The organism is Jezberella sp., assembly GCF_964834465.1.
Map to the genome: position 1 here is coordinate 166,882 of NZ_CBAZRM010000003.1, position 25,830 is coordinate 192,711.

Annotated in this window: 26 protein-coding genes; 7 read left to right on the top strand and 19 right to left on the bottom strand. The window is 52.7% G+C overall.

Annotated elements, in window-relative coordinates:
- Nucleotides 1-40: 40 nt before the first annotated feature.
- The 6 genes from ntrC to AC1W8Y_RS03520 form a co-directional block, all read right to left on the bottom strand.
- On the bottom strand, nucleotides 41-1,510 hold the full coding sequence (gene ntrC, locus AC1W8Y_RS03495; RefSeq protein ID WP_482013077.1) for a nitrogen regulation protein NR(I): 1,470 nt from the start codon (nucleotides 1,508-1,510) through the stop codon (nucleotides 41-43).
- Nucleotides 1,507-2,556 (bottom strand): nitrogen regulation protein NR(II), encoded by a 1,050-nt coding sequence (gene glnL / locus AC1W8Y_RS03500; RefSeq protein WP_482013078.1) that lies wholly within the window; start codon nucleotides 2,554-2,556, stop codon nucleotides 1,507-1,509. The genes ntrC and glnL overlap by 4 nt, the downstream gene beginning before the upstream one ends.
- A 51-nt stretch (nucleotides 2,557-2,607) precedes the next feature.
- Complete coding sequence (gene glnA, locus AC1W8Y_RS03505) at nucleotides 2,608-4,020, bottom strand: type I glutamate--ammonia ligase (protein ID WP_482013079.1); 1,413 nt, start codon at nucleotides 4,018-4,020, stop codon at nucleotides 2,608-2,610.
- Between the two features lie 195 nt (nucleotides 4,021-4,215).
- Nucleotides 4,216-5,457 carry a radical SAM family heme chaperone HemW gene (gene hemW / locus AC1W8Y_RS03510; protein ID WP_482013080.1) on the bottom strand — a complete coding sequence of 414 codons (1,242 nt, stop codon included), beginning with the start codon at nucleotides 5,455-5,457 and terminating at the stop codon, nucleotides 4,216-4,218.
- A 4-nt stretch (nucleotides 5,458-5,461) separates the two neighbouring features.
- Nucleotides 5,462-6,094 (bottom strand): RdgB/HAM1 family non-canonical purine NTP pyrophosphatase, encoded by a 633-nt coding sequence (rdgB, locus tag AC1W8Y_RS03515; RefSeq protein WP_482013081.1) that lies wholly within the window; start codon nucleotides 6,092-6,094, stop codon nucleotides 5,462-5,464.
- 2 nt (nucleotides 6,095-6,096) lie between these two features.
- Nucleotides 6,097-6,999 (bottom strand): LysR family transcriptional regulator, encoded by a 903-nt coding sequence (locus tag AC1W8Y_RS03520; RefSeq protein ID WP_482013082.1) that lies wholly within the window; start codon nucleotides 6,997-6,999, stop codon nucleotides 6,097-6,099.
- Nucleotides 7,000-7,113: 114 nt separating this feature from the next.
- On the opposite strand from AC1W8Y_RS03520, the gene AC1W8Y_RS03525 reads away from it, so the two are divergent.
- Entirely contained in the window at nucleotides 7,114-8,274 is a 1,161-nt protein-coding gene (locus AC1W8Y_RS03525; protein WP_482013083.1) for an acyl-CoA dehydrogenase family protein, read from the top strand.
- A 22-nt stretch (nucleotides 8,275-8,296) separates the two neighbouring features.
- Nucleotides 8,297-9,685, top strand: a complete 1,389-nt coding sequence (locus AC1W8Y_RS03530) for an MmgE/PrpD family protein (protein WP_482013084.1) — start codon at nucleotides 8,297-8,299, stop codon at nucleotides 9,683-9,685.
- Nucleotides 9,686-9,691: 6 nt separating this feature from the next.
- Here the strand turns inward: AC1W8Y_RS03530 and AC1W8Y_RS03535 are convergent, their stop codons facing one another.
- Genes AC1W8Y_RS03535 through AC1W8Y_RS03570 form a run of 8 tightly spaced genes read right to left on the bottom strand, consistent with a single transcriptional unit; the run spans nucleotide 9,692 to nucleotide 16,062 of the window.
- Nucleotides 9,692-10,984 (bottom strand): NAD(P)/FAD-dependent oxidoreductase, encoded by a 1,293-nt coding sequence (locus tag AC1W8Y_RS03535; RefSeq protein WP_482013085.1) that lies wholly within the window; start codon nucleotides 10,982-10,984, stop codon nucleotides 9,692-9,694.
- Between the two features lie 9 nt (nucleotides 10,985-10,993).
- Complete coding sequence (locus tag AC1W8Y_RS03540) at nucleotides 10,994-11,317, bottom strand: c-type cytochrome (RefSeq protein WP_482013086.1); 324 nt, start codon at nucleotides 11,315-11,317, stop codon at nucleotides 10,994-10,996.
- A gap of 40 nt (nucleotides 11,318-11,357) precedes the next feature.
- Nucleotides 11,358-12,146: a sulfur oxidation c-type cytochrome SoxA gene (gene soxA, locus AC1W8Y_RS03545; protein ID WP_482013087.1), complete on the bottom strand. Its 789-nt coding sequence runs from the start codon at nucleotides 12,144-12,146 to the stop codon at nucleotides 11,358-11,360.
- Entirely contained in the window at nucleotides 12,143-12,472 is a 330-nt protein-coding gene (locus tag AC1W8Y_RS03550; RefSeq protein WP_482013088.1) for a thiosulfate oxidation carrier complex protein SoxZ, read from the bottom strand. The genes soxA and AC1W8Y_RS03550 overlap by 4 nt, the downstream gene beginning before the upstream one ends.
- On the bottom strand, nucleotides 12,472-12,912 hold the full coding sequence (locus tag AC1W8Y_RS03555) for a SoxY-related AACIE arm protein (RefSeq protein WP_482013089.1): 441 nt from the start codon (nucleotides 12,910-12,912) through the stop codon (nucleotides 12,472-12,474). The genes AC1W8Y_RS03550 and AC1W8Y_RS03555 overlap by 1 nt, the downstream gene beginning before the upstream one ends.
- Nucleotides 12,909-13,397: a sulfur oxidation c-type cytochrome SoxX gene (gene soxX, locus AC1W8Y_RS03560; RefSeq protein ID WP_482013090.1), complete on the bottom strand. Its 489-nt coding sequence runs from the start codon at nucleotides 13,395-13,397 to the stop codon at nucleotides 12,909-12,911. The genes AC1W8Y_RS03555 and soxX overlap by 4 nt, the downstream gene beginning before the upstream one ends.
- A gap of 2 nt (nucleotides 13,398-13,399) precedes the next feature.
- Nucleotides 13,400-15,601 (bottom strand): xanthine dehydrogenase family protein molybdopterin-binding subunit, encoded by a 2,202-nt coding sequence (locus tag AC1W8Y_RS03565; protein ID WP_482013091.1) that lies wholly within the window; start codon nucleotides 15,599-15,601, stop codon nucleotides 13,400-13,402.
- An 11-nt stretch (nucleotides 15,602-15,612) separates the two neighbouring features.
- Entirely contained in the window at nucleotides 15,613-16,062 is a 450-nt protein-coding gene (locus AC1W8Y_RS03570; RefSeq protein ID WP_482013092.1) for a (2Fe-2S)-binding protein, read from the bottom strand.
- Between the two features lie 236 nt (nucleotides 16,063-16,298).
- Here AC1W8Y_RS03570 and AC1W8Y_RS03575 point away from each other — a divergent pair, with 236 nt between their 5' ends.
- Complete coding sequence (locus AC1W8Y_RS03575) at nucleotides 16,299-17,309, top strand: NADP-dependent oxidoreductase (protein WP_482013093.1); 1,011 nt, start codon at nucleotides 16,299-16,301, stop codon at nucleotides 17,307-17,309.
- A gap of 48 nt (nucleotides 17,310-17,357) precedes the next feature.
- Here AC1W8Y_RS03575 and AC1W8Y_RS03580 read toward each other — a convergent pair whose 3' ends face one another.
- From AC1W8Y_RS03580 to rph, 3 genes are all read right to left on the bottom strand, one after another.
- Complete coding sequence (locus AC1W8Y_RS03580; protein WP_482013094.1) at nucleotides 17,358-18,614, bottom strand: surface lipoprotein assembly modifier; 1,257 nt, start codon at nucleotides 18,612-18,614, stop codon at nucleotides 17,358-17,360.
- Nucleotides 18,614-19,558, bottom strand: a complete 945-nt coding sequence (locus tag AC1W8Y_RS03585) for a transferrin-binding protein-like solute binding protein (RefSeq protein WP_482013095.1) — start codon at nucleotides 19,556-19,558, stop codon at nucleotides 18,614-18,616. Before AC1W8Y_RS03585 ends, AC1W8Y_RS03580 begins: the two co-directional genes overlap by 1 nt.
- A 100-nt stretch (nucleotides 19,559-19,658) precedes the next feature.
- The gene (gene rph / locus AC1W8Y_RS03590) at nucleotides 19,659-20,411 is read right to left on the bottom strand and encodes a ribonuclease PH (protein WP_482013126.1); all 753 of its coding nucleotides are present in this window, start codon (nucleotides 20,409-20,411) and stop codon (nucleotides 19,659-19,661) included.
- A 32-nt stretch (nucleotides 20,412-20,443) separates the two neighbouring features.
- Here rph and ggt point away from each other — a divergent pair, with 32 nt between their 5' ends.
- Together ggt and AC1W8Y_RS03600 are read left to right on the top strand one after the other, a co-directional pair.
- On the top strand, nucleotides 20,444-22,246 hold the full coding sequence (ggt, locus tag AC1W8Y_RS03595; protein ID WP_482013096.1) for a gamma-glutamyltransferase: 1,803 nt from the start codon (nucleotides 20,444-20,446) through the stop codon (nucleotides 22,244-22,246).
- On the top strand, nucleotides 22,243-23,181 hold the full coding sequence (locus tag AC1W8Y_RS03600; protein ID WP_482013097.1) for a YicC/YloC family endoribonuclease: 939 nt from the start codon (nucleotides 22,243-22,245) through the stop codon (nucleotides 23,179-23,181). The genes ggt and AC1W8Y_RS03600 overlap by 4 nt, the downstream gene beginning before the upstream one ends.
- A 12-nt stretch (nucleotides 23,182-23,193) precedes the next feature.
- Here the strand turns inward: AC1W8Y_RS03600 and AC1W8Y_RS03605 are convergent, their stop codons facing one another.
- Together AC1W8Y_RS03605 and AC1W8Y_RS03610 are read right to left on the bottom strand one after the other, a co-directional pair.
- Nucleotides 23,194-23,949, bottom strand: a complete 756-nt coding sequence (locus AC1W8Y_RS03605; RefSeq protein WP_482013098.1) for an SDR family oxidoreductase — start codon at nucleotides 23,947-23,949, stop codon at nucleotides 23,194-23,196.
- Between the two features lie 23 nt (nucleotides 23,950-23,972).
- Complete coding sequence (locus AC1W8Y_RS03610) at nucleotides 23,973-24,830, bottom strand: sulfurtransferase (protein WP_482013099.1); 858 nt, start codon at nucleotides 24,828-24,830, stop codon at nucleotides 23,973-23,975.
- Between the two features lie 70 nt (nucleotides 24,831-24,900).
- On the opposite strand from AC1W8Y_RS03610, the gene gmk reads away from it, so the two are divergent.
- Together gmk and rpoZ are read left to right on the top strand one after the other, a co-directional pair.
- Entirely contained in the window at nucleotides 24,901-25,527 is a 627-nt protein-coding gene (gmk, locus tag AC1W8Y_RS03615; protein WP_482013100.1) for a guanylate kinase, read from the top strand.
- Between the two features lie 99 nt (nucleotides 25,528-25,626).
- Nucleotides 25,627-25,830, top strand: coding sequence for a DNA-directed RNA polymerase subunit omega (gene rpoZ, locus AC1W8Y_RS03620; protein ID WP_482013101.1), 204 nt, complete (start codon nucleotides 25,627-25,629; stop codon nucleotides 25,828-25,830).

Consider the following 25,830-nt stretch of genomic DNA (forward strand, 5'->3'; position numbering starts at 1 on the left):
AATTTTACCTTTCAATAGCCATTTTTAAAACCCATCAAGATCACGAGGTCGTATCTGCCAGATCGCCTTGAGGATCCATGCCAAGTTCTCTCAATTTACGGGTGATGGTATTGCGCCCCATCCCCAACCGCGACGCTGCCTCTACCCGTCGACCACGACAGACCTCCAGGGCAGACTGCAACAACGTACGCTCAAACTGGTCGGACAGTGTTGACCAAACCTCAGTCTCAGACACAGAGAGCCGTTGGGTTGCATCAATCGCTAACAGCTCCTGCCAAGTCAGCTTGCTGGTTGCTACCGTCGCTGTAGAGATCCCCTGGCCACTTGATAATCCAGCCACGCGAATTTCTGGTGGTAAGTCGTCGGCCTCGATCATTTGACCGGGGGCCATCACCGTTAACCAATGGCAGAAGTTTTCTAACTGACGGACGTTACCGGGGTAATCAAAACCCGACAAAGCTTTCATGGCAGCCTCTGACAAGCGCTTGGGTGCCACACCCAGGGCGCGTGCGCTGACACCCAGAAAATGCTTGGCTAACTCACCGATATCCTCAATCCGTTCACGCAAAGGGGGTAAGCGTAAGCGAATGACATTTAATCGGTGAAACAAATCCTCTCTAAACCGTCCTTGTAATACTCGCTCTTCAAGCGGCTGGTGCGTCGCTGCAACAATGCGGACGTCGACTTTTACCGGTTGTGCTCCCCCGACCCGGTAAAATGTACCGTCAGACAACACTCGCAACAATCTCGTTTGCAATTCAAAGGGCATATCACCGATTTCGTCGAGAAATAAAGTGCCACCAGCAGCCTCTTCAAACCGCCCTCGCCTGAGCGTATTCGCCCCGGTAAATGCACCCCGTTCATGACCAAACAGCTCTGCTTCAAGCAAATCACGAGGGATAGCCGCTGTATTTAACGCGACAAAGGGGCCTTTAGAACGAACCCCATGGTTGTGAAGTGCGCGAGCAACCAATTCTTTGCCCGTGCCGGATTCGCCGGTGATCAAGACCGTCACGTTAGACTGTGCCAGCCGACCAATCGCGCGAAATACCTCTTGCATCGACACGGACGCCGATTGCGTCAACATCCCTTTATCGCTGGCCTTGCCAGCCTCGACGACCTCAGAGGCCTCGTCTGCGGGTTCGCCAGATTCATTGACGGCACGTTTGATCAAATTGACCGCATCGTTGATATCAAATGGCTTAGCCAGATAATCGAATGCCCCGCCTTGAAAGGCGGCAACGGTGCTATTCAAATCACTAAACGCCGTCATGATAATGACCGGCAATGTGGGATATTTCTCTTTGATTTCCTTTAAGAGTGTCAACCCATCCATCCCGGGCATTCTGATATCAGACACTAACGCCGCAGGGATTTCTTCTTTTAATGCGTATGACACATCCTTGGCATTTGAAAAACTTCGGGTAATGGCACCTGCTTTGGCCAGCGCTTTTTCAAGCACCCAACGGATGGCTTGATCATCGTCCACGATCCAGACTGGTCTCATCATGACTCCAAGGGTAATAACAATCGAAACTCGGTGTGTCCAGGTTTCGAATCAAATTCAATCACCCCACCGTGCTGCTGCATAAAGTCTTGAGCAAGACTCAGGCCAAGTCCCGTCCCACCTATTCGTCCAGTCACTAGGGGATGAAAGATACGGTCATGCAGTTCGTCAGGTACGCCAGGCCCGTTGTCAATCACGGTCACCACCGCTGCCATCCGATGCTGCTTATGTCGCAAGAGCACTTGCCGAGCGATACGCGTGCGGATCGTAATATGCGCAGACCCAATGGCGGGTGACTGGGCCAGAATCTGCGCTGCATTTCTCACGACGTTCAGCAGCGCCTGCATTAATCGGGCCGGGTCGGCATTAAGCTCAGGCATCGACGCATCATAGTCTCGCTGGATGGCCACGTCTCGAAACTCGGCGCGTACCAAGGCACACACTCGTTCACAAATTTCGTGGATGTTGATCAATTGCCGTTGGACCGGCATACGCTGAGGGGCGGCGATCCTGTCAACAAGCGCCTGCAGCCGGTCAGCTTCAGAAATAATGACTCTGGTGTATTCGGTCAGTGCTGGATCAGGCAGTTCGGCCTCGAGCAATTGAGCAGCCCCTCTCAAACCGCCTAGAGGATTTTTGACTTCATGCGCCAGATTTCTTAATAACTCATGCTGGGTCTCAATCTCATCACCAATCCGCATCGATCGATCAACCAGCAGTCTTTGTTCGACGTCTTTGACTTCGATGAGCGCCGCCCAAGGCTGATTCACTAATGCCAGCGACGTAACGGCAACTTCAATGGTCTCGGATCCGCGCCGCACGGCTGCAAATTGCCTGCAATCGGGCACCAACCCTGCACAGGCCTGGGTAATGGAGTGTTCGAGCGCGCTGTCTTGGTCAAAAAGAAAAAAAGCGGGCTGCCCGATGACATGCCGCCTTGACCTGCCGAACATATCCTCGGAGGCCGAATTTGCAGCAACCACTTCACCCCCTTCATTGAGGAGAAGCACGGTTGTGGCGAGAAGTTCGAAAGCTTGTACAGAAATCATGGGAGTCGGGCCGGGTAGCCCGACCCCAAGTTTTAGTCAGCTATTAAAAAATTACAGGCTGTAATACATATCAAATTCAGCGGGATGCGTTGTAACGCGCATGCGCTGGACTTCTTGCATCTTCAACTCAACGTATGCATCAAGCATCGAATCGCTGAACACACCACCGCGGGTCAAGAACTCGCGATCTTTATCCAACTCTTCGAGTGCTTGCTCAAGCGAGCTGCAAACGGTTGGGATCTTCGCGTCTTCTTCTGGTGGCAAGTCGTACAGATTTTTGTCTGCTGGATCGCCAGGATGAATCTTGTTCTGAACGCCGTCCAGACCTGCCATCATCAAAGCCGAGAATGCGAGATAGGGATTCGCCAGTGGATCTGGGAAGCGTGTCTCGATACGACGTGCTTTCGGATTGGGCACGTTAGGAATACGGATCGACGCTGAACGGTTACGGAAGGAGTAAGCCAGTTTGACGGGTGCCTCGAAGTGAGGAACCAGGCGCTTGTAAGAGTTAGTCCCTGGATTGGTGATCGCGTTCAACGCGCGCGCGTGCTTGATGATGCCGCCAATGTAATACAACGCAAAATCTGACAAACCAGCGTATTTATCACCCGCAAACAGGTTTTGCCCGTCTTTCCAGATGGACTGGTGAACGTGCATCCCCGAACCATTGTCACCGACAACTGGCTTAGGCATAAACGTCGCGGTTTTGCCATAGGCGTGGGCCACATTGTGAACCACATACTTTAGAGTTTGGTTCCAGTCGGCGCGCTTGACGAGTGTGTTGAAACGGGTACCGATTTCCATCTGGCCTGGGCCAGCGACTTCGTGATGATGCACTTCAACAGGGATGCCCAACTCTTCGAGAATAATTGACATCTCGGAGCGCATGTCTTGGAAAGAATCGACAGGAGGCACTGGGAAGTAACCGCCCTTGACGCGTGGACGATGGGCCAGATTGCCACCTTCGTACTCAATGCCTGTAGACCAGGCAGCTTCTTCGGATTTGATTTTGACAAAGCAACCGGACATGCTGACATCCCAGGTGACGCCGTCAAACACGAAAAACTCTGGCTCTGGGCCAAAGAAAGCCGTATCGCCTAAACCACTTGCTTTCAAGTAAGCCTCAGCACGTTTGGCTAGCGAACGTGGATCGCGGTCGTAACCTTTGCCATCTGACGGCTCGATCACATCGCACGTTAAAAGAATGGTTGACTCTTCACGAAAAGGATCCAGCTTGGCACTGTCCATGTCGGGCATCAGCATCATGTCTGACGCTTCAATGCCTTTCCAGCCCATAATCGATGAGCCATCAAATGCCTGGCCTTCGCTCAGCTTGCCTTCGTCGATTTGGCTGACTGGGACAGAAATATGCTGTTCTTTGCCAAGGGTGTCCGTAAACCGAAAGTCAACAAACTTGACCTCGTTTTCGGCAATCATTTTCATAACGTCTTGAGGGGTGCTCATGGTTGAGTGGACTCCGGAGTGAAAGAGATTTAAGTAATTGTCAGCTATCCAAAGCTGCTAAAGGTTCGGACAATGCTGGAAAGATTGTAAGCAATTTTTATGCCACCTCATCTGCCCCACCATGCCCCAAAACCGAACAACAACACGCATCATTCTAGTGCAACAAAAAGACCTTCATGCCCCAAAACCGAGCATCTATAAGAACAGCGACTGAAGATCATTCAAAAATCTCCAACCCAGTGCTGTTGCTTGCAATCGATGAGGCTGTGTACTAAGTAAACCCTTATCCATTGCAAGTGTCAATTTATCCCGAATACCGTCTAGCTGCTGACCGGTGCGCTCAGTGTACAGCGTGATATCGACCCCTTGTTTTAACCTCAAGGCATTGAGCATAAATTCAAACGGAAGTTCATCCAGACCCAAGCGCCGCTGCTCGGCGATGTGACTTCCGTCACGCAAGATGGCTTGCCTCATCCAAGAATCGGGTTGACGCAATTTGGCAAAACGCTCAATGCGATCCGGAAAAGACAATTTGCCGTGGGCGCCGGGACCAATTCCAATATAGTCACCGAACTCCCAGTAATTGACGTTGTGTCGTGCGCGTGCCGCTGGCTTGGCGAATGCTGAAACTTCGTAACGCTCGAGCCCTGCCTCGATGGCTAATGCTTCTAACGCCATCTCCATCTCAACCAACACATCATCATCAGGTGTGCTGGGAGGATATTTTGCGAAGACCGTGTTGGGTTCGATCGTTAATTGATACATCGAGAGATGCTCAGTCCCGTAGGCGATTGCCTGTCGCGCGTCATCCGCAGATGATTCGATCGTCTGACCCGGCAAGCCAAACATCAAATCAAGATTGACCCGATCAAAATACGTCATGGCCGACTCGATCGCACGATGAGCGGCTTGAGCGTCGTGCGCCCTGCCCAGAGATTTTAAATGCAGATTGTTAAACGACTGTATGCCTATCGATACTCGATTAATACCGCTCACCGCGTAGTCTTTGAAGCGATTGACATCAATCGCGCCGGGATTCGCCTCAAGCGTTATTTCGGCATCGGGCCAAAGGCTCAAGTGACTGCGAAGCATGGCCAATAAGGTATCGACGGCTTGGACAGACAATAGACTTGGCGTACCCCCGCCGATAAAGACCGTATGAATTTGTCGCCCCCAGATCAGCGGCAAAGTCTGTTCGAGATCTGCGGCGAGCGCGGCCAAGTATTCGGCTTCGGGGATGTCGCCGTTTTGTTCATGCGAGTTGAAATCGCAGTAGGGGCACTTACGCACACACCAAGGCACATGAATATACAGTGACAAGGGGGGAAGCGAATCAAGCAATGCCCCCCGTTTTGCCCGATCAGCAATGCTTGGCTGGGTGAGCGAGGCGGCGTGCGCAATAGGAATAACGCGTCGGACAGGCTTGTCGCTGCTCATTCAGTCACACAAACGCGGGTGACGTTAATTGGGCGAGCAATGCTCGAAACGCCTGCCCGCGATGACTCAGTTGATTCTTCAACGCCGGGGGTAACTGTGCGACCGTCATCTGTTGCTCAGGGATCCAAAAATGAGGATCGTATCCAAACCCGTGGTCTCCGCGAGGCTCATCAACAATCACGCCCGACCAGTTGGCCTCTGCAATCAACGGTTGTGGATCATCGGCGCGGCGCACCAGCACCAACACGGCAACATAATGTGCCCCACGATCAACAGCTTGACCTGCTTGGGCTTTGGCTGCTAACGCGCGAATCAGTTTTTGATTGTTTGCCTGATCAGATTTTTGCCCATGCTCATGCTCAGCATATCGCGCGGAATGAACCCCAGGTGCGCCATCGAGCGCATGCACGCAAATGCCTGAATCATCAGCCAGCGCCGGTAACCCGCTTGCAGCGCTCGCATGCCGAGCTTTTGTCAACGCGTTTTCAATGAAGGTTGGATGAGGCTCTGCTACCTCGGCAATACCCAGTGCACGTTGCGCGAAAAGTTCAATCCCCAAAGGAGCAAACAGTTGAGAAAACTCTTTTAATTTGCCCGCATTATTTGAGGCAAGTACCACCTTGGTCAACTGAGCCATCTTCAACTCGCTTTTGCGTCATCGATCAACATCGTGACAAAGTCACGCGTGAAGCCAGGTAGCTCTGCCATGTTGCGCACGCAGATATGCAGATTTCTTTGAGCCCAGTCATCAGACAACTGCACAATCTGAATATTCAGATTTTTAACGTAACGACGAGCAACACGATCAGGCACGACCCCAATACCAACGCCAGCTTCGATCATGCGACACACCGTTTCAAAATTGCTGACCTCAACCCTGAAGCGAAACAGATGCCCCAGCCTGTCAGCGTTCTGGATCAGAAACGCGTGGATGGCGCTCCATTCGGACAAGCCAACATAATCATGACCCAGCGTATCAGCAAAGGCAACGCTTTTGGCGGCTGCCAATGCGTGCATCTTGGGGGTGACAAGCACCAGCTTGTCTTCCCGGTAAGGAATGAACTCGAGTTCGAACCCAGCGGGTCGACCAGCCACGATGCCAATATCAGCAGCCCCTTCTGCGACTGCTTTCACAATCAGGTAGCTCAGTCTTTCACGCAATTCGACGGTCACGTCGGGATGAGAAGCCAGATAGCGACTTAAGACAGCCGGCATAGACTCAGTCATGGCGGTGGTGTTCGCCAACATCCGAATTTGACCTTTGATCCCACGAGAATATTCGTGAATATCCCCCCTGAGATGTTCAATCTGCCTGAGCACTTGCTTGGCATGGCGCAAAAAGGCATCGCCCGACGGCGTCAGCGTCACGCCTTGGCTGTTGCGATGAAAGAGTCGCGTCCCGAAGTGTTCTTCGAGATTTTTCACACGGTTGCTGGCGGCTGGTAAAGACAGGTGCGACTTCTCTGCCCCTCTGGTCAAGCTGCTGGCATCACCGATGTTTACGATCAACTGTAAATCGGTCAAGTCGAAATGGTTTGCCATGAGACACAAATAGTTTGTTTGTTAACTGAAAACCCGGGGTTAACGAATCGCCAATTGGCATTTATTGGCCGATCAGGCACATTACAGGCATCTAAAACCCCATCATAAGCCACCATGAGTTCTCACGCAGCGCAATACACCGAAATCCGGGATGCTATCCGCGATTTATGCAAACAGTTTCCCGACGAGTACTTTCGTAAAATTGACGAAGCCCGTGTCTACCCAGAGGCGTTCGTCAACGCGCTGACGGAGGCTGGCTGGATGGCCGCCTTGATCCCCCAAGAATACGGCGGCTCTGGGTTGAGCCTGACCGAAGCGTCGGTGATCATGGAGGAAATTAACCGTTGCGGTGGTAACTCAGGGGCTTGCCACGGTCAGATGTACAACATGGGTACTTTGCTTCGACACGGTTCGAAAGCGCAAAAAGATCTTTACCTGCCCAAAATTGCCACTGGTGAACTACGCCTGCAGTCGATGGGGGTGACCGAGCCGACCACGGGTACTGACACCACCAAGATCAAGACGACTGCGGTAAAAAAAGGCGATCGCTACGTGATTAACGGGCAAAAGGTCTGGATTTCGCGTATCCAACATTCGGATCTGATGATTCTCTTGGCAAGAACCACGCCGTTAGACCAAGTCACCAAGAAATCTGAAGGTATGTCGATTTTTATCGTGAATTTGCATGATGCGATTGGCCACGGCTTAACCGTCAAACCGATTTTGAACATGGTCAACCATGAGACCAATGAGCTCTTTTTTGACAACCTCGAAATCCCCGCCGAGAATTTGATTGGCGAGGAAGGCAAAGGCTTCAAATATATTCTCGACGGGTTAAATGCTGAGCGCGCCTTGATTGCTGCCGAATGTATCGGGGATGGCTATTGGTTTATCGATCGAGTGTCCCAGTATGTCAAAGACCGTATCGTGTTTGGTCGCCCGATCGGGCAAAACCAAGGGGTTCAATTCCCGATCGCGCGGGCTCACATTAACGTCGAAGCCGCGAGTCTGATGCGTTATGAGGCCTGTCGCTTGTTTGATGCACAGTTACCCTGCGGCACCGAAGCCAATATGGCGAAACTGCTTGCAGCGGATGCCTCATGGGAAGCCGCCAACGCTTGCCTGCAATTTCACGGTGGCTTCGGTTTTGCCTGCGAATACGACGTCGAGCGCAAGTTCCGCGAGACGCGTCTGTATCAAGTCGCCCCGATCTCGACCAATCTCATTTTGTCCTACGTGGCCGAACACGTTCTTGGTTTGCCTCGCTCGTTCTAATCATTTTGTGTAAAGGATTGTCATGACACCAGTTCGTTCACCCCTAGCAGCTACGGTTTTGCACCCCAGCGCCGAGCTCGCCCGTTTTGTGTCTGGGTTGGAATTCAAGGACATCCCAGTGCCTGTCGTTCGTCGCTGCGAGGATCTTTTTCTCGACACGATGGCCTCTATCCTGGCGGGATCCACTGCTCGTGCGGTGAAATCAGTGGGCAAATTCGGCTCAATGATGGGGCCACAGCAAGGTCAGTCAGAAGACTTCGTCAATCGCCGCCTGACATCACCGCTTTTTGCTGCGATGGCTAATGCCGCTTCAGCACACGTGGTCGAGCAGGATGATGTTCACAATGGTTCGGTGTTTCATCCTGCAGCCGTGGTGTTTCCGCCCGCCTTAGCGGTGGCTCAGGCAATCGGGGCATCGGGTGAAGAATTTATTACCGCTTCAGTCGCAGGTTATGAGGCGGGCATTCGCATCGGTGAGTTTTTGGGCCGATCGCACTACAAGATTTTTCACACCACCGGTACGGCAGGCACCGTCGCCGCCGCCGTCGCCGTCGGTCGTTTATTAAAATTGAACGCTGAACAAATGCTTCATGCCATTGGCTCGGCGGGGACTCAGGCCGCCGGTCTATGGGAGTTTCTGCGCGACGCAGCTGATTCAAAGCAACTGCATACCGCTCACGCAGCGGCCAGCGGTTTGACTGCCGCGTACCTTGCAGCAGATGGTTTCACCGGGGCACGTCGCATCCTTGAAGGCCTGCAAGGCATGGCAGCCGGTATGTCCTCCGATGCTGATCCAAGCAAAATCACCGATCGGCTGGGTGAACGCTGGGCGCTGGCAGAAACCTCATTCAAATTCCACGCCTCTTGTCGCCACACACACCCCGCGGCAGATGCCTTGCAACACACGATGCGCACGCACGGGTTAACGGCGCAGGACATCACCCACGTCGTCACCCACGTACATCAAGGTGCTATCGACGTGTTGGGGCCTGTCACGGATCCCCAAACCGTGCATCAGTCGAAGTTCTCAATGGGCACCGTGTTAGCGTTGATTGCTTTACGCAACTCAGCAGATTTGGCCAATTTTGACAGCGGCTTAAAAGACCAGGCGGTGGCCAGCTTTCGGGATCGCGTGGTGATGGTCTTAGATGAAGAAGTGGATGCGGCCTACCCTGCCCGATGGATTGGCAAAGTGACGGTAACCACGAACGACGGGCGCATCTTGACAGGCCGGGTCGATGAACCCAAGGGCGATCCAGGCAACACACTTTCACGCGGAGAAATTGAACAAAAGGCGATGCGCTTGGGCACCTACTTGGGGGCAGCGACTGAAGCAGAAGTCAAAAACCTGATCGATCGCGTATGGGTCACAGCAAATCAAGCTCAGATGGGGCACTTGTTAATTGGCTGAGCAACGTCATACCAGCATATCCGCCCAGATGTTTCTCGCCCACGACCAAGCGTAGGTAGCCTCTAAGACCGTAGGTTCTGGTGATAACCCGCCCGACCCTGGCACCACTTTAAACGTCTTATCCTTGGCATCATACGCATGGACACTCGCCACGTGTACCACGCGCGTGGGGTCAACAAAGCTGTAGCAGGTGTTAGTCATCAGGGGGCTGGGCGCAACAGGCCAGTCATTTAACTCAGCCACGATCGCAGCCGCAGCAACCTTGGCATGCTGGTTGGCCATGTGCCCCGATTTGGGCATCAACTGGGCGTTTTGCGTCGCATCACCAATGACATGAATATCTTTGGCGACCGTTGATTCAAAACTCAGAAAATCGACCCCCACCCAGCGCTTGTTCACATTGGCCAGCCCCGTTTGAACGGCGATCTCGCCGGCTCGCATATTGGGCAAGATGTTGAGGACATCCGCAGTGACATCCTCCTGAATATCAAACTTTAACGTTTTGGTTTTTGCATCGACTGCCATCACATTGTGCAAGGGCATATAGTCAATCATGCCTGGATACAGCTCAGACCAAGCCTTTTTGAACAAGGCCCCTTTTGAAACAATATCCTGATTCGCATCGAGCACCACCAGCTTGGATTTTGGCTTATGTTGCTTGAGATATGAAGCGACCTGACAGACCCGCTCATATGGGCCAGGTGGACAGCGGTAAGGTGCTTCGGGGATACTCAGCGCGAAGACGCCTCCATCGCGCATCGCTGAGATCTGTTTGTGTAAACGATGGGTGTCTGGCCCAGCCTTCCACGCTTGTAGCGTGATGCCGGCAGCATTGGCCTGCGCGAGCCCTTGAATGCTATCCCATATCATCGAAACCCCTGGCGACAGCACCAATTTGTCGTACCGAAGCACGCTGCCAGAGCCGAGGGTGATGGTCTTCTTGACCGGATCGATGACTGACGCACGATCTTTGATTCGCTTTACGTCATGACGTTTCGATAGCTCATCATAGGATCTCGTCAGCTCGGCCAGCGACCGGGAGCCACCGACAACCAAATTAGAGAGCGGGCAAGACACAAACTGATCATCGGGTTCAATCAACGTGACTCGCACGTTGTGGTTTGAGAAAAGACGCAAGTATTTGGCGGCGGTTGCCCCACCGTAACCCCCACCAATCACCACGACCTCGGCCCGGGTCAACCCTGCGGCACGCGCTTGCCCCGACGCCCCAAAAGACGCCAACGACAAGGCCGACCCGAGTGAGGCCGCAGAGGCATTCAAAAAATGACGTCTTTGCATCTGAATCTCTTATTTTTTTCCGAAATACTGTGCAATCGATTTAAGTTGCTCATCGCTATAACCTCTTACCAGCTGCGGCATGATCGTGCCGGTTAGGGTGCCATGACGGTAGGCGAGTAATTGTGACAGTAAGTCGTCAGCGGTTTGCTCGTGCAGCGAGCGCATGGTCGAAGGTTGAACTGATTTGCCGTCAGTTCCGTGACAGTTCGCGCAACTTGCTGCAAGTAGACGCTGGTTGAGCTGTTCTGGGCTGGTTTGCGCCCAAAGCGCCGTGCTCACTGCGCCCGAACCCAGCATCAACGTGACCAGAACCAGCTTTTTTGAAGCATTCATTACGCACCTTGTTCAATAAAGATCAGGTTCAACAGTACAGTCAGGGCCGCACACCCGGGGTTTCAATCACCATCCCTCGTGCGCGCCACATCAAAAAGATTTCGAGTTGTTTAATTTCAGTCGAATCAAAGGCAAAAGGCGTGGCCCTGACCCCGATCATACAGTTGCGCAGACGCCGCTCCAACGATCCCACAGACTGCCATTCAAGACGATAGATGGGATATCCGGTTGGGTGGGCTTGAGGAATCGTACTTCCCCCTAATTTCAAGCCTGCTCGCTGATCGTGACACTGGGCGCAAGACAAGTTAAGTTGACCCATCCGTTGTTCAAAGAGCGTGCGGCCAGCCTCAATCTGTCTCATCACAGCGGGGGCAACCGCGCTTTGAATCGCCAACCCCTTCGATTGCGCAGCAACATAACTTGTCAACGCTAGCGAGGTTTTACTCTCATGGTCAACAGACGGTAAAGCTAAGCGCTTCGTTCTGCAGGCATTGATTTGCTCTTCCAGGGTCGTTAACTGACCACGTTGCAGTTTGGGAAACCGCGCGGCAACCCCCCTCATGGAGGTAACGGCATCGCCGTGGCAGGACGCACAGGATTGCTTTTTTGAGCCGTGTTGCTCGGTCCACAGGGCTTGTCCATCCAACAGCCAGAAGGCAGCAGGATTCAAGTCAGGATGGTCTTGCATGGCTTTGTTCTCTGGGGCCATTAACTCATACGAGGACTGACGAGTCTCTTTCTCGTGCGACGCACCCACCGCTAGCGGCAATAAACAAACCAGCCCGAACAGACACAACCCAACCATCGAACGAATTGCCAGAGGCATCATGTCACCGTCAATTGCGCCGTTGTCGTCGTCAGGTAATCATTGTCGCCAGACCACTTGAATTCAAGCGAGCCTGTCTCAGTCGCCACAGTAGAAAAGATAAGCATGGGATTCGCACCGGTGCCCGGATGAAAATCAGCTCGAAACACTTCGACGCCGTTATAGTGGCACAAGAAACTTCTGAGGATATCTCTGGGGACAATCTCACCTTGTTCATTGCGACGAAAACCACTCTCCATGTCGTGTTGAACAATGGCTTTGATATCGATAATGTCGCCTTTTTTTGCACGGCTGGGCATCGTCACCAGCGCTCTCGACGTTTTGCTCATCAGACCTCCGTACACGCTGACAGCGTCACAAAGGTGCTGGCAACGCCTTGATGAAAAGAGCCGTCGCTCATTTCAGCGATGGCCACCACCTGCTGAGAATTCGACAAACGCACGCGGCTTTGAACAACTGCACGGCCAGCACGGGCGGTCAAATAAAAACTAATGATGTTGGCCAACGGGTTGCCTTGAGCGATGATGTGAATCGCTTTGACATAATCATCGGCAGTCATCGGGCTCTCGACTGACACCGTCAGCGGCACTAGATTGCCATTCTCTACCAAAGGCGGGATATCCAGTTTGACGCGGCTGGATTTCACGAATGCCTTACCTACGATGCTTTCAATCGCCTGTTGTGCATCTTCCACAGAGGCGTTAACTCGGGCGAAGGGCAAAACCCCTAGCCACAATGACCAGCAAATAAAACGGCGTCGACTATTCATGGTTTAAGCGTCAATAAAAAGGCAACAATATCTTCGATATCTTGCGCAACCAAAATCGATTGGCCTCGATACTGCGGTGCCACGTTGGTCAAACCCTCAGACTGAAGGTAGCTTGGCATCACGGTCGCGGGATTAAATCGCTGCGGTTCAACCAAATGCGCTCTCAACTGCCCCGCGGTTAGACGTGCCGCACTTTGTCCGAGATCGGGGGCCAAACCACCTTGAAAAGGCGCTTCAGGGAAAGGCCCTTGATGGCACAGCAAACACAAGCCAGTCTGGCGCCCTAAAACAAGGCTGCGTCCCTTGCTCGGGACACCTGGCTGGTCAGTCAGCGGTTTGTCGATCTCGTACCCAGGCATCACGGACTGAGTATCCACCACCGGTAAGCGTCGGTCAACGGATTGTCGGGGTGTTACCTCTGCCGTTAAAGGTGCTGTCTGCCCCAGCAGCAGACCTGCTGCCAGGATCAGACAATACCTTTGCATGGTCATACCATCGTGATGCCGCTATTTTTAAGCGGCATGGTACGGATACGCTTACCCGTTGCCGCGTAGTAAGCATTCAAGACCGCGGGGGCGGCCACGCAAATTGTTGGTTCACCCACCCCTCCCCACTCCTTGCCTCCTCCTTGCAGAATAATGGCTTCGACTTTGGGCATTTGCGCAATACGCATCGAGTCATAGGTATCAAAGTTCTTTTGCTCAATCGCACCGTTTTTCACCGTGCATTCTTGCAAGAACAAGGCTGATAGGCCGTAGACAAAAGAGCCCGCCACTTGGCGTTCAATTTGGGCGGGATTGACTGCATAGCTGCAATCCGTGGCAGCGACAATACGGTGCACTTTGATTTTCGTGCCATCTTCAACCGAAATCTCGCAAGCGGCAGCCACCATGCTGCCATAGGCTGTCATCTGCGCCACCCCGCGATAAATCCCTGTCGGGGCTGGCTTTGACCATTCGATGCGTTCGACCACGGCATTCAATGCTGCCAAGTTACGGGGGAAGTCAGCCATGTGTTTGCGCCGGAACTCAACCGGATCCATCCCCGCCGCTTCGGCCATTTCATCCATGAAACATTCCATGAAAATGGCGTTCTGGTTGACGTTCACCCCACGCCAGAAGCCGGGCGGCACATGCGGGTTACGCATGGCATGGTCAATTAAAAGATTGGGGAAGGTGTAGCTGAATCCGTGCTCGCCCCCATCAAATACCCCTTGAAAGGCAATCGGATCACGGCCTTTTTGTTGCTCAATGACGGCTGGTCTGAGCGAGGCAAGAATTGACTGACCCGACAAGCGCATATGCATGCCAGTCATATTATTTTTGTCATCAAAACTGGCGGTGAGCTTAGACATCATGATCGGATGATAGCGGCCCTGGGTCATGTCCTCTTCGCGCGTCCAGATCAATTTGACATGAACACCAGGCATCTGTTTGGCAATCAACACCGCTTGTTTGGTGTAATCCTGCGTTGCGCCACGACGACCAAAACCGCCACCCAGATTGACCTTGTGAAGTTCGCATTTTTCTGCGTCCAAGCCCGAGGTGGCAATCACCACCGCGAGTGACGACTCACCATCCTGCGTCGGCACCCACGCCTCGCAACGCTCTGGGGTAAAGATGGCGGTAGCGTTTTGTGGCTCCATGGTGGCGTGATTCAAATGGGGATATGAGTAGGTGGCCTCAATCTTCTTGGCAGCCCCCGACAGGGCTGCCTTAATGTCACCACGCTGATTGCCCACAAACGCTTGTTCAGCCGTCAAACCCTCTTGCAACATTGCCTTGATGGTCTCACTTGACACCGAAGCATTGGGGCCAAGATCCCATTCGATCTGTACCTCTGCAATGGCAGACTTTGCATGCCAAAACGTATCAGCGACCACAGCAACGGCCGTTTCGCCGACCTTGATGACTTTTTTGACGCCTTTCATGGCCATTGCTTTTTTGTCGTCAAACGACTTGAGTTTGCCGCCAAAGACGGGGCACTCTTTAATGGTCGCAACCACCATCCCGGGAAACTTCAAATCAATCCCGTACACCTGTTTACCCGTCACCTTATCCCGTAACGTGTCAAGGCGATTCATTGGCTTGCCAATGATTGTCCAATCTTTGGGGTCTTTCAACACAATATCGGTTGGTACAGGCAACTTGGAAGCAGCCACGGATACCTTACCAAAGCTTGTCTTGCGACCGGTCGGTTTGTGTGTAATCACCCCTTTGGCGGCGAAACACTCAGCAGCAGGCACCTTCCATTGCGCTGCAGCAGCGTCAATCAGCATCATGCGTGCCGCTGCACCACCTTTGCGAACATATTGCTCTGAGGTACGGATACCCCGGCTACCGCCGGTCGAGAACTCGCCCCAAATCCGCTTACGTTTGAGACTTTCACCAGGCGTTGGAAATTCAATTGAAACTTTGCCCCAATCGCACTCAAGCTCTTCAGCCACCAACTGTGCCAATCCCGTTGAGGTGCCCTGCCCCATCTCTGAGCGAACAATTCTGACAATCACAGACTCGTCGGGCTTGATGACGACCCACGCGCCAATCTCGGGGCCCCCCGTTGAACCTGGGGCAGCTGCAACCGCATCGAGCGGCAACGTTATCCCCACAGCTAAACCAACGCCCGTCAGCGTCGACCCAACGACAAACTTGCGGCGTGAAAGATTGCTGATCTTTGTAGGTGCATTCATCGTCGTATCTCCTATGCCTTAGCCACGGCATGGATTGCCGCACGAACTTGTTGAAACGTGCCGCAGCGGCAGATGTTGGTGATGGCAGCATCAATATCAGCATCAGTCGGATTGGGTTTCTTGTTCAGCAAGTCAGTGACTGCCATCAGCATGCCCGATTGGCAATAGCCGCATTGCGGCACTTGGTGTTCGACCCACGCGGCTTGAAGCTTGGTCAGTTTGTCCTGAGTCGCAAGCCCTTCAATCGTCGTCACTTTGCGCGTACCGACAGCGCTTACCGGATAAGCACAGGATCTTACGGCCTCGCCATCAATCAAAACGGTACAAGACCCGCACTGAGCGATGCCACACCCGTATTTGGTGCCAGTCAGCCCGATCAATTCGCGAATCACCCACAACAACGGCATATCGCTTTCAGCGTCGACGCTGTGCTGCTTACCGTTTACGTTTACTTGGACCATGTTTAAGTCTCCAATGACTCAATGTGAAGCACGATGATGAAGGGGCTGGCTTCGTTCGATGCAACCGGCTGTTTCGAATGTAACTGAAGGCAGCACCCGTGTCACCGTGTACGATAACAAACAGACAAGACAAATAATGCCAAGTAAAACAACTCAAATAATATTCAACCAAAACAGTCATTTCATACGTTACAGTTTGAGCAGATCTCCTATCAACCAACTCAACAGACACCATCATGCAGACATCAGGCATCAAAAATAAGAAATTCGTCTTAGCAAGCCATCCAGCAGGTAAAGTCACGCCCGACAACTTCAAACTCGTAGAAGAGCAACTGCCTGCTCTCGCAGACAACGAGGTATTGATTCGCAACCAATGGTTATCGTTGGATCCCTACATGCGGGGACGCATATCACCCTCAAAGTCTTACGCGCAGGGGGTCAATGTGGGGGACACGATGGTCGGCGGCACCGTTGGGGTTGTCGAACAATCCACTTCCGATAAATTCAAGGTGGGCGATGTCGTGTTGGCCGCCACGGGCTGGCAGCTGTACGGCATCGTCAAAGCAAATCAAGCGATGAAGATTGATGTGACACAAGTGCCTGCTTCAGCCTACGTCGGGATTTTAGGGATGCCAGGTATTACCGCCTGGACTGGCCTGATGAATATCTGTGAGCCAAAACCAGGTGAAACCGTCGTGGTTGACGCCGCCTCTGGTGCCGTGGGCGCGGTGGTCGGGCAACTGGCCAAAATTGCCGGCTGCCGTGTGGTTGGTATCGCGGGGGGACAAGCTAAGTGCGACTATGTGGTGAAAGAGCTCGGCTTCGATGCATGCGTGGATCACCGCTCTAAGACCTTTGCGCAGGATGTGGCTGATGCTTTGCCTGCCGGTATCGATTGCCTGTTTGAAAACGTGGGTGGCGCGATCTTTGAACTGCTGCTGTCTAAGATGAACGCCTTCTCGAGAATTGCGTTGTGCGGGACGGTATCGGAATATAACGACGATCCATACCCCAACCGCGCGCTAAGATCCATCTTGATCAACCGGATCAAGTTTCAAGGCTTTATCGTGTCCGACAAACTGGAAACCTGGCCTGGCATTCGCGAGAAACTGACCGAATTGGTCATTGCCGGTCAATTGAAGTTTCGGGAAACCATCGCAGAAGGGCTAGAACAAGCGCCATCCGCCTTTATCGGCATGCTCGCCGGTGAGAATTTTGGTAAACAGCTCGTCAGACTCTCAACCTAACGCCCGACCACGACGCCGAGCGGGTGAGACAGCCCGCCGGCATCAAGCTCAAAAGACGTTTTTCAAAAAAACCCCAACAATCCCTTTGTCGTAACTGTAAAAATCAATATTCGAGTTGTTGTGCTGATACACATAACCAATCTCTGGTCTGAGACCAAAGATATACAGATCGCGTTTTGTTAAGGTTGCCGATAGCGTCGTCAGCGAATCTGTGCGATTCAAGCCCCAAATCGGATCTGTATCCCAATAGTTACGCCGTGACAGTGTGGCCTTCAGGTTGAGTTGCAACCCGGTCGAATCTTCAGCGATTTGCGAACCTAGCCCAGCGAACATGCCATAAGAACTGTAGGCTTCGGTCTGTGCGGTGGTACGGTCAACCCCTGCCTCGGCGCTCACGATCCAGTTTCTAAAGACATTGTAGGTGTAGCCGACTTGTGCTTGCAGTTGCGTCCCGTTCAAGTAAAGATAGCTCGGAAAATTCAACACTGACGCTTTTGCCGAGAACGAGAAATAGTTCTGGTCAGGCTGATTGAACACCATTCTGGTCGACACATAGGGCGCATCGTACAGCATGCTGCCGCCATAAAACATAAACTCGTTGCCGACCCGCACTTCTTTGTAATTGGCATCCAGCCAACGTTTCGCAATGCTGGTATCCCCAATTTGTCGATCGAACGTCGGCCCTGAAAATGTCGACGTCACCAAGCTTGCTGAGGCCAACAAGCCATCAGTACCTGGTATCTCACGCTCAATTTCAGCCGTCAAATTAATGGCCCATTGACTACCCGTCGGCACGCTCGGCTGATAGTTCAGGGTTTGACCAAAGATCGTGAAGGTGCGCTCAGAGGTAATTTGCCCGGGGTTGCTATCTTGATAAGCGCCAACGTAAAACTTCAAGGTCTGACGCTTCTGAATCTCGCTCAAGTACCACTCGACTTTATCTCTGACGACAATGGGAATAGGCTGATTCAGCACCTGAATAAACTGCTCTTTTGCATCGGCCAAGCGCCTTGCGATAAAGAGACTTCGTGCAAGTTCGAGCTGGACACGAACGGCTTTCGTGTCGTTGTAGAGTGCCTGAAAAATTTCAACCGACTGCTCGATATCTTTATCCATCATCGAGATACCGAGTTCGAAGCGCTTTTGATAGTCTTGTTGCACTCGAGCCTGAACGTCAGGCGTCTGCTTCAGTGGCAAAGGCATCACGCCAGGCGGGTTAATCAGCGGGCTTTGAGCCGTGACAGCAGCAGAATAAAAAATGGCTGCCAGCAATAGCAGCCATGTACGACGAAAACAACTCAACATTACTTTTTGCCGCCAAACGCGCCCGTCAGAGAGGTTACGCCAGAACCCGTCAATGCAAAGGTGCCGCCAATTTCTGTCGCATTAGGGCCGTACAGTTGCCCCTGCCCTGTGCCGGACATCCCCGAGTTGGTGGTCAGCGTGCCATTGAACATGGTGCCTGAGCCCGTAAAGACCAACACACCGCTATAGTTCAATTGGGGCGCCGAAGTGGTCGAGGTGATATTGCGCGCTACGAGTGAATTGGTGAGCGTCGTGTTCGAGGTTGTGAGCGCAATGGTCTGAGCGCCATAATCGACCGACGCCGTCATATTCGCCGTCGCAAAGCCCGCAGAGTTGGTGCCAGTAATGGCCACTGCACTCGATAAACCGGTAAAGGTCGCGGTGCCCGTTGTGGGCAACGAGGTTAACGGATTGCCATAGGTCGCAGCCCCCACCGTGCCCGCCCCGAGGCCTTGGCCTGTGACCCAGACGCCAAAAGATTGATAATCCCAGCCATTCGCAGGTGCATTCGCAAACACCCCCGAGTTTGTACCAGCCACATTCGTGGCATTGATAAAGTTACCCACCAGGTTCGTTGAGTTGGTCAGCGTATCGCCGACGCCTTTATCAAAACCAAATTTCAAACCGTTTGAGGTCACCAAATAGATATTGTAAATATTGCCTGCACCGTCATAAAGACTGGTATATGTCGCATTATTCGAGGTCGACTGATTCGCACTACCTACAATTTGATAATTACCGCTGCTATCCGTGACGTAGGTTTTTTGTACTGTGAAGCCGGTGGCTGACACGGTGCTGCTCGCTGAAATGGCGCTCCATTGGCTAAACGCCGACACACTTGACGAGTCACTACTACTACTTTTAGAGGCACAACCTGCAATACCTGCAAGGGCCACCAGGCCAATCGTGAGCTTTAGACGAGAAGACATTTCGAGCTTTTTCATGGAAATCCGTTTGCGGAAAATCGAACAAGACGCCTAGTATATGGCAAGCTGACAGCACTAGCTGTCAGCCTCCGCCCAAAAGTTACAAGTCATTTCAATTTCAGGGGTTGCGTGCCAAGGATTCAAGCTGTTTGGCTGTTAATTCGCCGATACCGGCGCTGGCCAAGGCGAGCAACGCATCCAGATCTGTTCGGTCAAAGGTCTGACCCTCAGCGGTCCCCTGAATTTCGACGAAACGACCTGCCCCCGTCATGACGACGTTGACGTCGGCATCGCAAGCAGAATCCTCGAGATAATCAAGATCCAGTACCGCTCTTGACTGAACCATGCCCACTGACACGGCAGCCACCGAATCCGTCAGGGGGGATTGATGGATGGCGCCCGAATGAATCAACCCAGCAATCGCGTCGGACAACGCAATCCAGGCACCCGTGATACTGGCGCACCGGGTGCCCCCGTCGGCTTGCAAAACGTCACAATCCAGCTGAATGGTTCGCTCACCCAACGCCTTCATATCAATCACCGCTCTCAAGCTTCGCCCGATCAATCGCTGAATCTCTTGCGTGCGACCAGATTGTTTGCCTTTCGCCGCTTCCCGATCTGAACGGGTATGCGTCGAACGAGGCAACATCCCGTACTCAGCGGTCACCCAGCCCTGACCCTGTCCTTTCAAAAAAGGTGGTACTTTCTCGAGTACGCTGGCGGTGCATAGCACCCGGGTTTCACCCATCGAAATCAGAACAGAACCCTCGGCATGCTTGGTGAAGTGCCGTTCAATCCGGACCTCGCGCAAAGCATTGAACGCGCGACCTGAGGGACGCTGAATATGGTGTAGCTGAGTACTATGGGTCAATTGAATACCTTTAAATCGTTGGAGTCGTGTCAATGCAAGTTCCGAAATCTTACAACCCCTTGCTGCTTTCAGTCTTGTTTATTGCAGGCACTAGCCTTCATGCCCAAGGTGTTGTTAATTCCGCCATTTCAAAATACGACAATTCTTACGAAATATTTCAACCTGTGGTCTCCAGCCACGGCATGGTGGCCAGTGAGCAAAGGCTGGCGAGTCAAGTCGGTGCAGAGGTGCTCAAGCAAGGCGGTAATGCCACCGATGCAGCGGTCGCCATTGGCTTCGCGCTAGCGGTTGTTCTGCCCAATGCTGGAAATCTCGGCGGCGGCGGGTTCATGCTGGTGCATGACATCAAAGGGGATACCAATGAAGCGATCGATTTTCGGGAAATGGCGCCTGCAGCTGCCAGCAGAGATATGTATCTTGACGCGAGCGGCAAAGTGGTCAGCGGCAAATCCACCATCACGCCTTTTGCCGTGGGTGTCCCTGGTACCGTCGCTGGGTTGACGTATGCGCTTGAGAAGCATGGCAGTTTATCGCTGGCCCGAGTGATTGCCCCCGCCATCAAGCTCGCCGAAGAAGGGTTTATTGTTAGTCCGGTATTAGCTGAACAATTCAGATTGCAACGTGACCATCTGGGTCGTTGGCCCGGCAGTCGAGCCATCTTTTTCAAAAGCAAAGCGGATCATCTGGTTTGCCAGCCTGACGCTTGTGAGCTCAATCAAATCGAGCCTTTGCAAGCGGGTGATCGGCTGAAACAACCTGATCTCGCTAAAACGCTCAGATTGATTGCTGAAAAAGGTGCCTCAGCTTTCTACGAAGGCGAGATTGCCGAGAAAATCACCCACGAGCTTAATCAGGATGGCACCGTCATGAGTCTGGCCGATCTTGCTCACTACCAAGTACAGAGCCGACAGCCCGTGCACGGGACCTACCGAGGGGTCGAAGTGCTCTCTATGCCTGCCCCGAGTTCTGGCGGTATCCACTTGATCGAAATGCTGAATTTGCTCGAGTATTTTCAGCTGAACGAGAGCGGTTTTGGCAGTGCGCAAAGCGTTCATCTGCTGGCCGAAGCAGCTCGTCTTGCCTACGCTGACCGATCCGAATATCTTGGTGACCCTGCTTTCTATAAAGTCCCTCAGGCTGGCTTGACGTCTAAGGGCTATGCACAGAGCTTAGTCAAGAAAATCAACCCATTGAAAGCAACGCCGAGCAAAGAGGTCAAGCCGGGTTCGCCCCAGCCCTACGAAAGTGATCAAACGACACACTTCTCGGTGATGGACAAAAGCGGTAACGTCGTGAGCGCCACCTACACCTTGAACCTAAATTTTGGCTCTGGCATTGTTGCGCGCGGCACGGGGGTTTTGCTCAATAACGAGATGGATGATTTTTCGGCAAAACCGGGCGCACCCAATGCCTTCGGTCTGGTGGGTGGCCAAGCCAACGCGGTTGAACCAGGCAAGCGTCCCTTGAGTTCGATGACGCCAGTCATTGCGCTAAAAAATGGCCAACCTTGGCTGGCGACGGGCTCGCCCGGTGGGTCAAGAATCATTACCACAGTGCTTCAAAACCTAATCAATGTGATCGATTACAAAATGAACATTGCGCAAGCCGCAGCGATGCCTCGCATGCATCATCAATGGATTCCAGATGTGTTGCGACTTGAACAGGGCTATAGCCCAGACACCATGAAGTTATTGAAAGGGATAGGTCATACCATCGCGGTCTCACCAACGATGGGCAGAATTCAGACCGTACAATTTGAAAACGGGCTATATTTTGGCGCTTCTGATCCGCGCAATCCTGACGGGGCTGCTGTCGGTGTCGAGGTACAACAATGATAGCGAGCATGACTGCGTTTGGCAGTGGCAAAGCTACTAGCGATTGCGGCACCGTCGTCGTCGAGTTAAAAAGTGTCAACAGCCGATTTCTAGACCTGCAGTTTCGACTACCTGACGAGCTGCGCCTAACAGAACAACCCATTCGCGAACGACTATCGCAAATGGTCAAGCGAGGCAAGCTAGAGGTGAGAGCCAGTTTCGCCCGGCCCAACAAAGAAACCACAGACAGACTCAGCGAACAGCAATTGAATCGCATTGCCGAGCAGTTAACGGCTGCGCGTCGAATCTTGCCAGAAACCCCTTCACCCAGCATGGGAGAAATGCTGAGCTGGTCAGAGCCTCAGCAACAAAGCGTGCGGGAAGACTGGCTTGACACTTGCTTGGCGGCACTTGATATCGCGATGGCAGAAATGACAGCAAGCCGACAGCGAGAGGGGTTGAGACTTACCGACGCGATGAAAGCATCAGCGCGAGAGATTGCTCAGATCGTTGACGATATCGGTTCGCATATGCCCGCGCTCATGGCAAGCCATCAAGAACGCATGGCCCAAAAGCTGCAAGACACCCTGAACAAGGCCTTCCCTAGCGGCTTAACACACCTCTCTGGGCAAGAAGTATTCGAGCGTATTGCCACTGAATCGAGCTTATTCTCGCTACGTATCGATGTGGCTGAAGAATTGGCTCGTTTGAAGTCTCACCTGGGCGAACTGGTTTATTTATTGGATCACGGTCAATCACCGGCATCGACCAATGCGAAAGCCGCCAAGACAGACGCTGGCAGCGTTGGCAAGCGACTAGATTTTTTGTTTCAGGAAATGAATCGCGAAGCAAACACGCTTGGATCTAAATCTGCCAGTATGGAGATGACCCGCGCGGCCATGGATCTCAAACTATTGATCGAACAGATGCGCGAGCAAGCTCAAAACTTAGAGTAATCATCCTGCGGGCTAACCACGGCCAATGAAAGGCATTGTTCTGGCCATGATGGTCATGAATTGCACATTGGTTTCGAGGGGAAACCCCACCATTTGGACAATTGACTCGGCGACATGGTTGACATCCATTCGAGGTTCTGCGCGAACCGAACCATCGGGCTGCAATACCCCTTGGGTCATTCGCTCAGTCATTGGCGTTTCGGCATTGCCGATATCGATCTGACCACAGGCAATATTGTAATTTCGAGTATCCAAAGAGATAGATTTGGTCAAGCCCGTGACAGCATGCTTGGTCGAGGTATACCCGATCGAAAAAGGTCTCGGCGCGTGAGCAGAAATCGAACCGTTATTAATGATACGACCACCTTGTGGCGTTTGGGCTTTCATCATCCGGATTGCCCCCTGAGCACACAGAAACATACCCGTCAGATTGATATTGACGATATCGCGCCATACCTCAACCGGCAAGTCTTCGATCGGCACTGGCGGACCGCCGCGCCCAGCGTTATTGAACAGCACATCAAGGCGACCAAATTTTTGTTTGATTTGCTCGAAGGTTGCGTTAACAGACACCTCATCGGCAACGTCCATCGGCATCGGATGGAGTCGTTTTGCAAGATCACCACCCAGCGCTTGAGTTTCTTCTAACTTGTCTACTCGTCTTCCTGCTAGACAGACGTCGTAGCCAGCTTTCGCAAGATGCAGCGATACAGCCCGGCCAATGCCTGTCCCAGCACCTGTTACTAATGCGACTTTCAAGGTTGACATATTTTTGTCCTTATCAGAGAGGGTCAAAGTTCTACAGGCGCATCAGGCTGCGCACTCCATTCGCTCCAAGAGCCACCGTACAATGCGGCACCCGTTAAACCAGCGAGTTCCATGGCGATCAAATTATTGCAAGCGGTCACGCCTGAACCACAACTTGACACGACCTGATCGGCAGTCAAGCCATTGAGCAATTGCTCAAACTCGTTACGCAAACTGGCCGCATCTTTAAACTTGCCATCTTCACGCAGATTCAGACCACAGGGCCGATTGAGCGCACCGGGGATATGGCCAGCTATTTTGTCAATCGTTTCATTTTGTCCGTGAAAACGATCGTTGGCGCGCGCGTCAATCACAACACGCCCAGGTTGACCGAGGCCGGCCTGCATGTTGCTCAGGTCAACCAGTTTGACGCGTTCGGGTCCGATGACAAAGTTACCTTTAGGCCTAGGCTCGGTTACGTCACTGGTCAACTCGTAGCCAGCAGTTTGCCAAGCCTTTAAGCCACCATCAAGCACAACCACCCGCGTATGCCCCACCCAGCGAGCCATCCACCAGAGGCGCGCCGAATAGATACTACCGTTATTGTCGTAGGCCACCAATAAGGTATCTTTATTCAAACCGATGCTTGCCAGATACTGGGCAAATATCTCTCGACGAGGCAAGGGATGCCGCCCATTTAAGCCGGTCTTGGCACCGCTCAGTTCATTGCCCAGGTCGACATATTGGGCCCCGGGCAAGTGAGCTGTTTCGTAAAGTTTGCGTCCGACAGCATGATCCATCAAATCATAGCGACAATCGCAAATCAGCAATTTTTTCGCCGCATCGGGTCTGTCTGCAATTTCATGCAAGGCTTCGGCGGTCATTATTGGGCGTGCGGTCATGTCTGAATCCTCTTTCGGTACGTCGGTCTGCTATGCTTTTGCATTCACATCAAAGGGTGTATTGTGACTCATGTCTGAGCCAGTCGGAAACGTTTTCGTCATTGCTGCACCCAGTGGGGCAGGCAAATCCAGCTTGGTGACTGCATTGTTAGCGGATGATCCCTCGTTAGCCCTATCAGTCTCCTGCACCACGCGCGCGCCTCGCCCAGGTGAAGTCGACGGACGAGAATACCGCTTCGTCAGTGCGGAAGCCTTTGAGTCATTCAAGCGCGACAACATGTTGCTTGAGTGGGCACAAGTCCATGAGAACTACTACGGCACCCCGAGAGATAAGATAGATCAAGCCGTGCGCGATGGCCAGGATATTTTGCTCGAGATTGACTGGCAAGGTGCCCAGCAAGTTCGGCGAATGTTGCCCGATGTGGTGGGTATTTTTATTTTGCCCCCCTCGATCGATGCGTTGCTCGAGCGTTTGCAAAAAAGAGGGACAGACACTGAGGCGGTCATCGCCAAACGCGTACAAGCTGCAAACAGTGAAATCTCGCACGCGCCTGAGTTCGAATATGTTATTATTAATCAAGTATTTAGTGACGCTTTAACTGAATTAAAAACCATCATCTCAAGCGTGCGGTTGCGTTACGGCAAACAGCGGGCTCGTCACCGATCCATCTTCGATCAGTTCGGCTTAACCGACTGATGACTCGAGGCTGGCAATGTCCCAGATGATTGACCCCCGCGGCGTACTGCGTTGCGGACTATACTGACGCTTGAGCAACTTTGTAAGACAAGGATTACCATGGCCCGCATCACCGTCGACGAATGTCTGGATTTCATTCCTAATCGCTTCAAACTCACTTTGGCAGCGACTTATCGTGCACGCGAGTTGGCTCAAGGCCACGCCTCACGGATCGAATCCAAAGACAAACCTACGGTGACAGCGTTGCGTGAAATCGCTGCTGGGGTCACGGGTGTAGAAATGATGCGTAAGGTTCCCACCTGA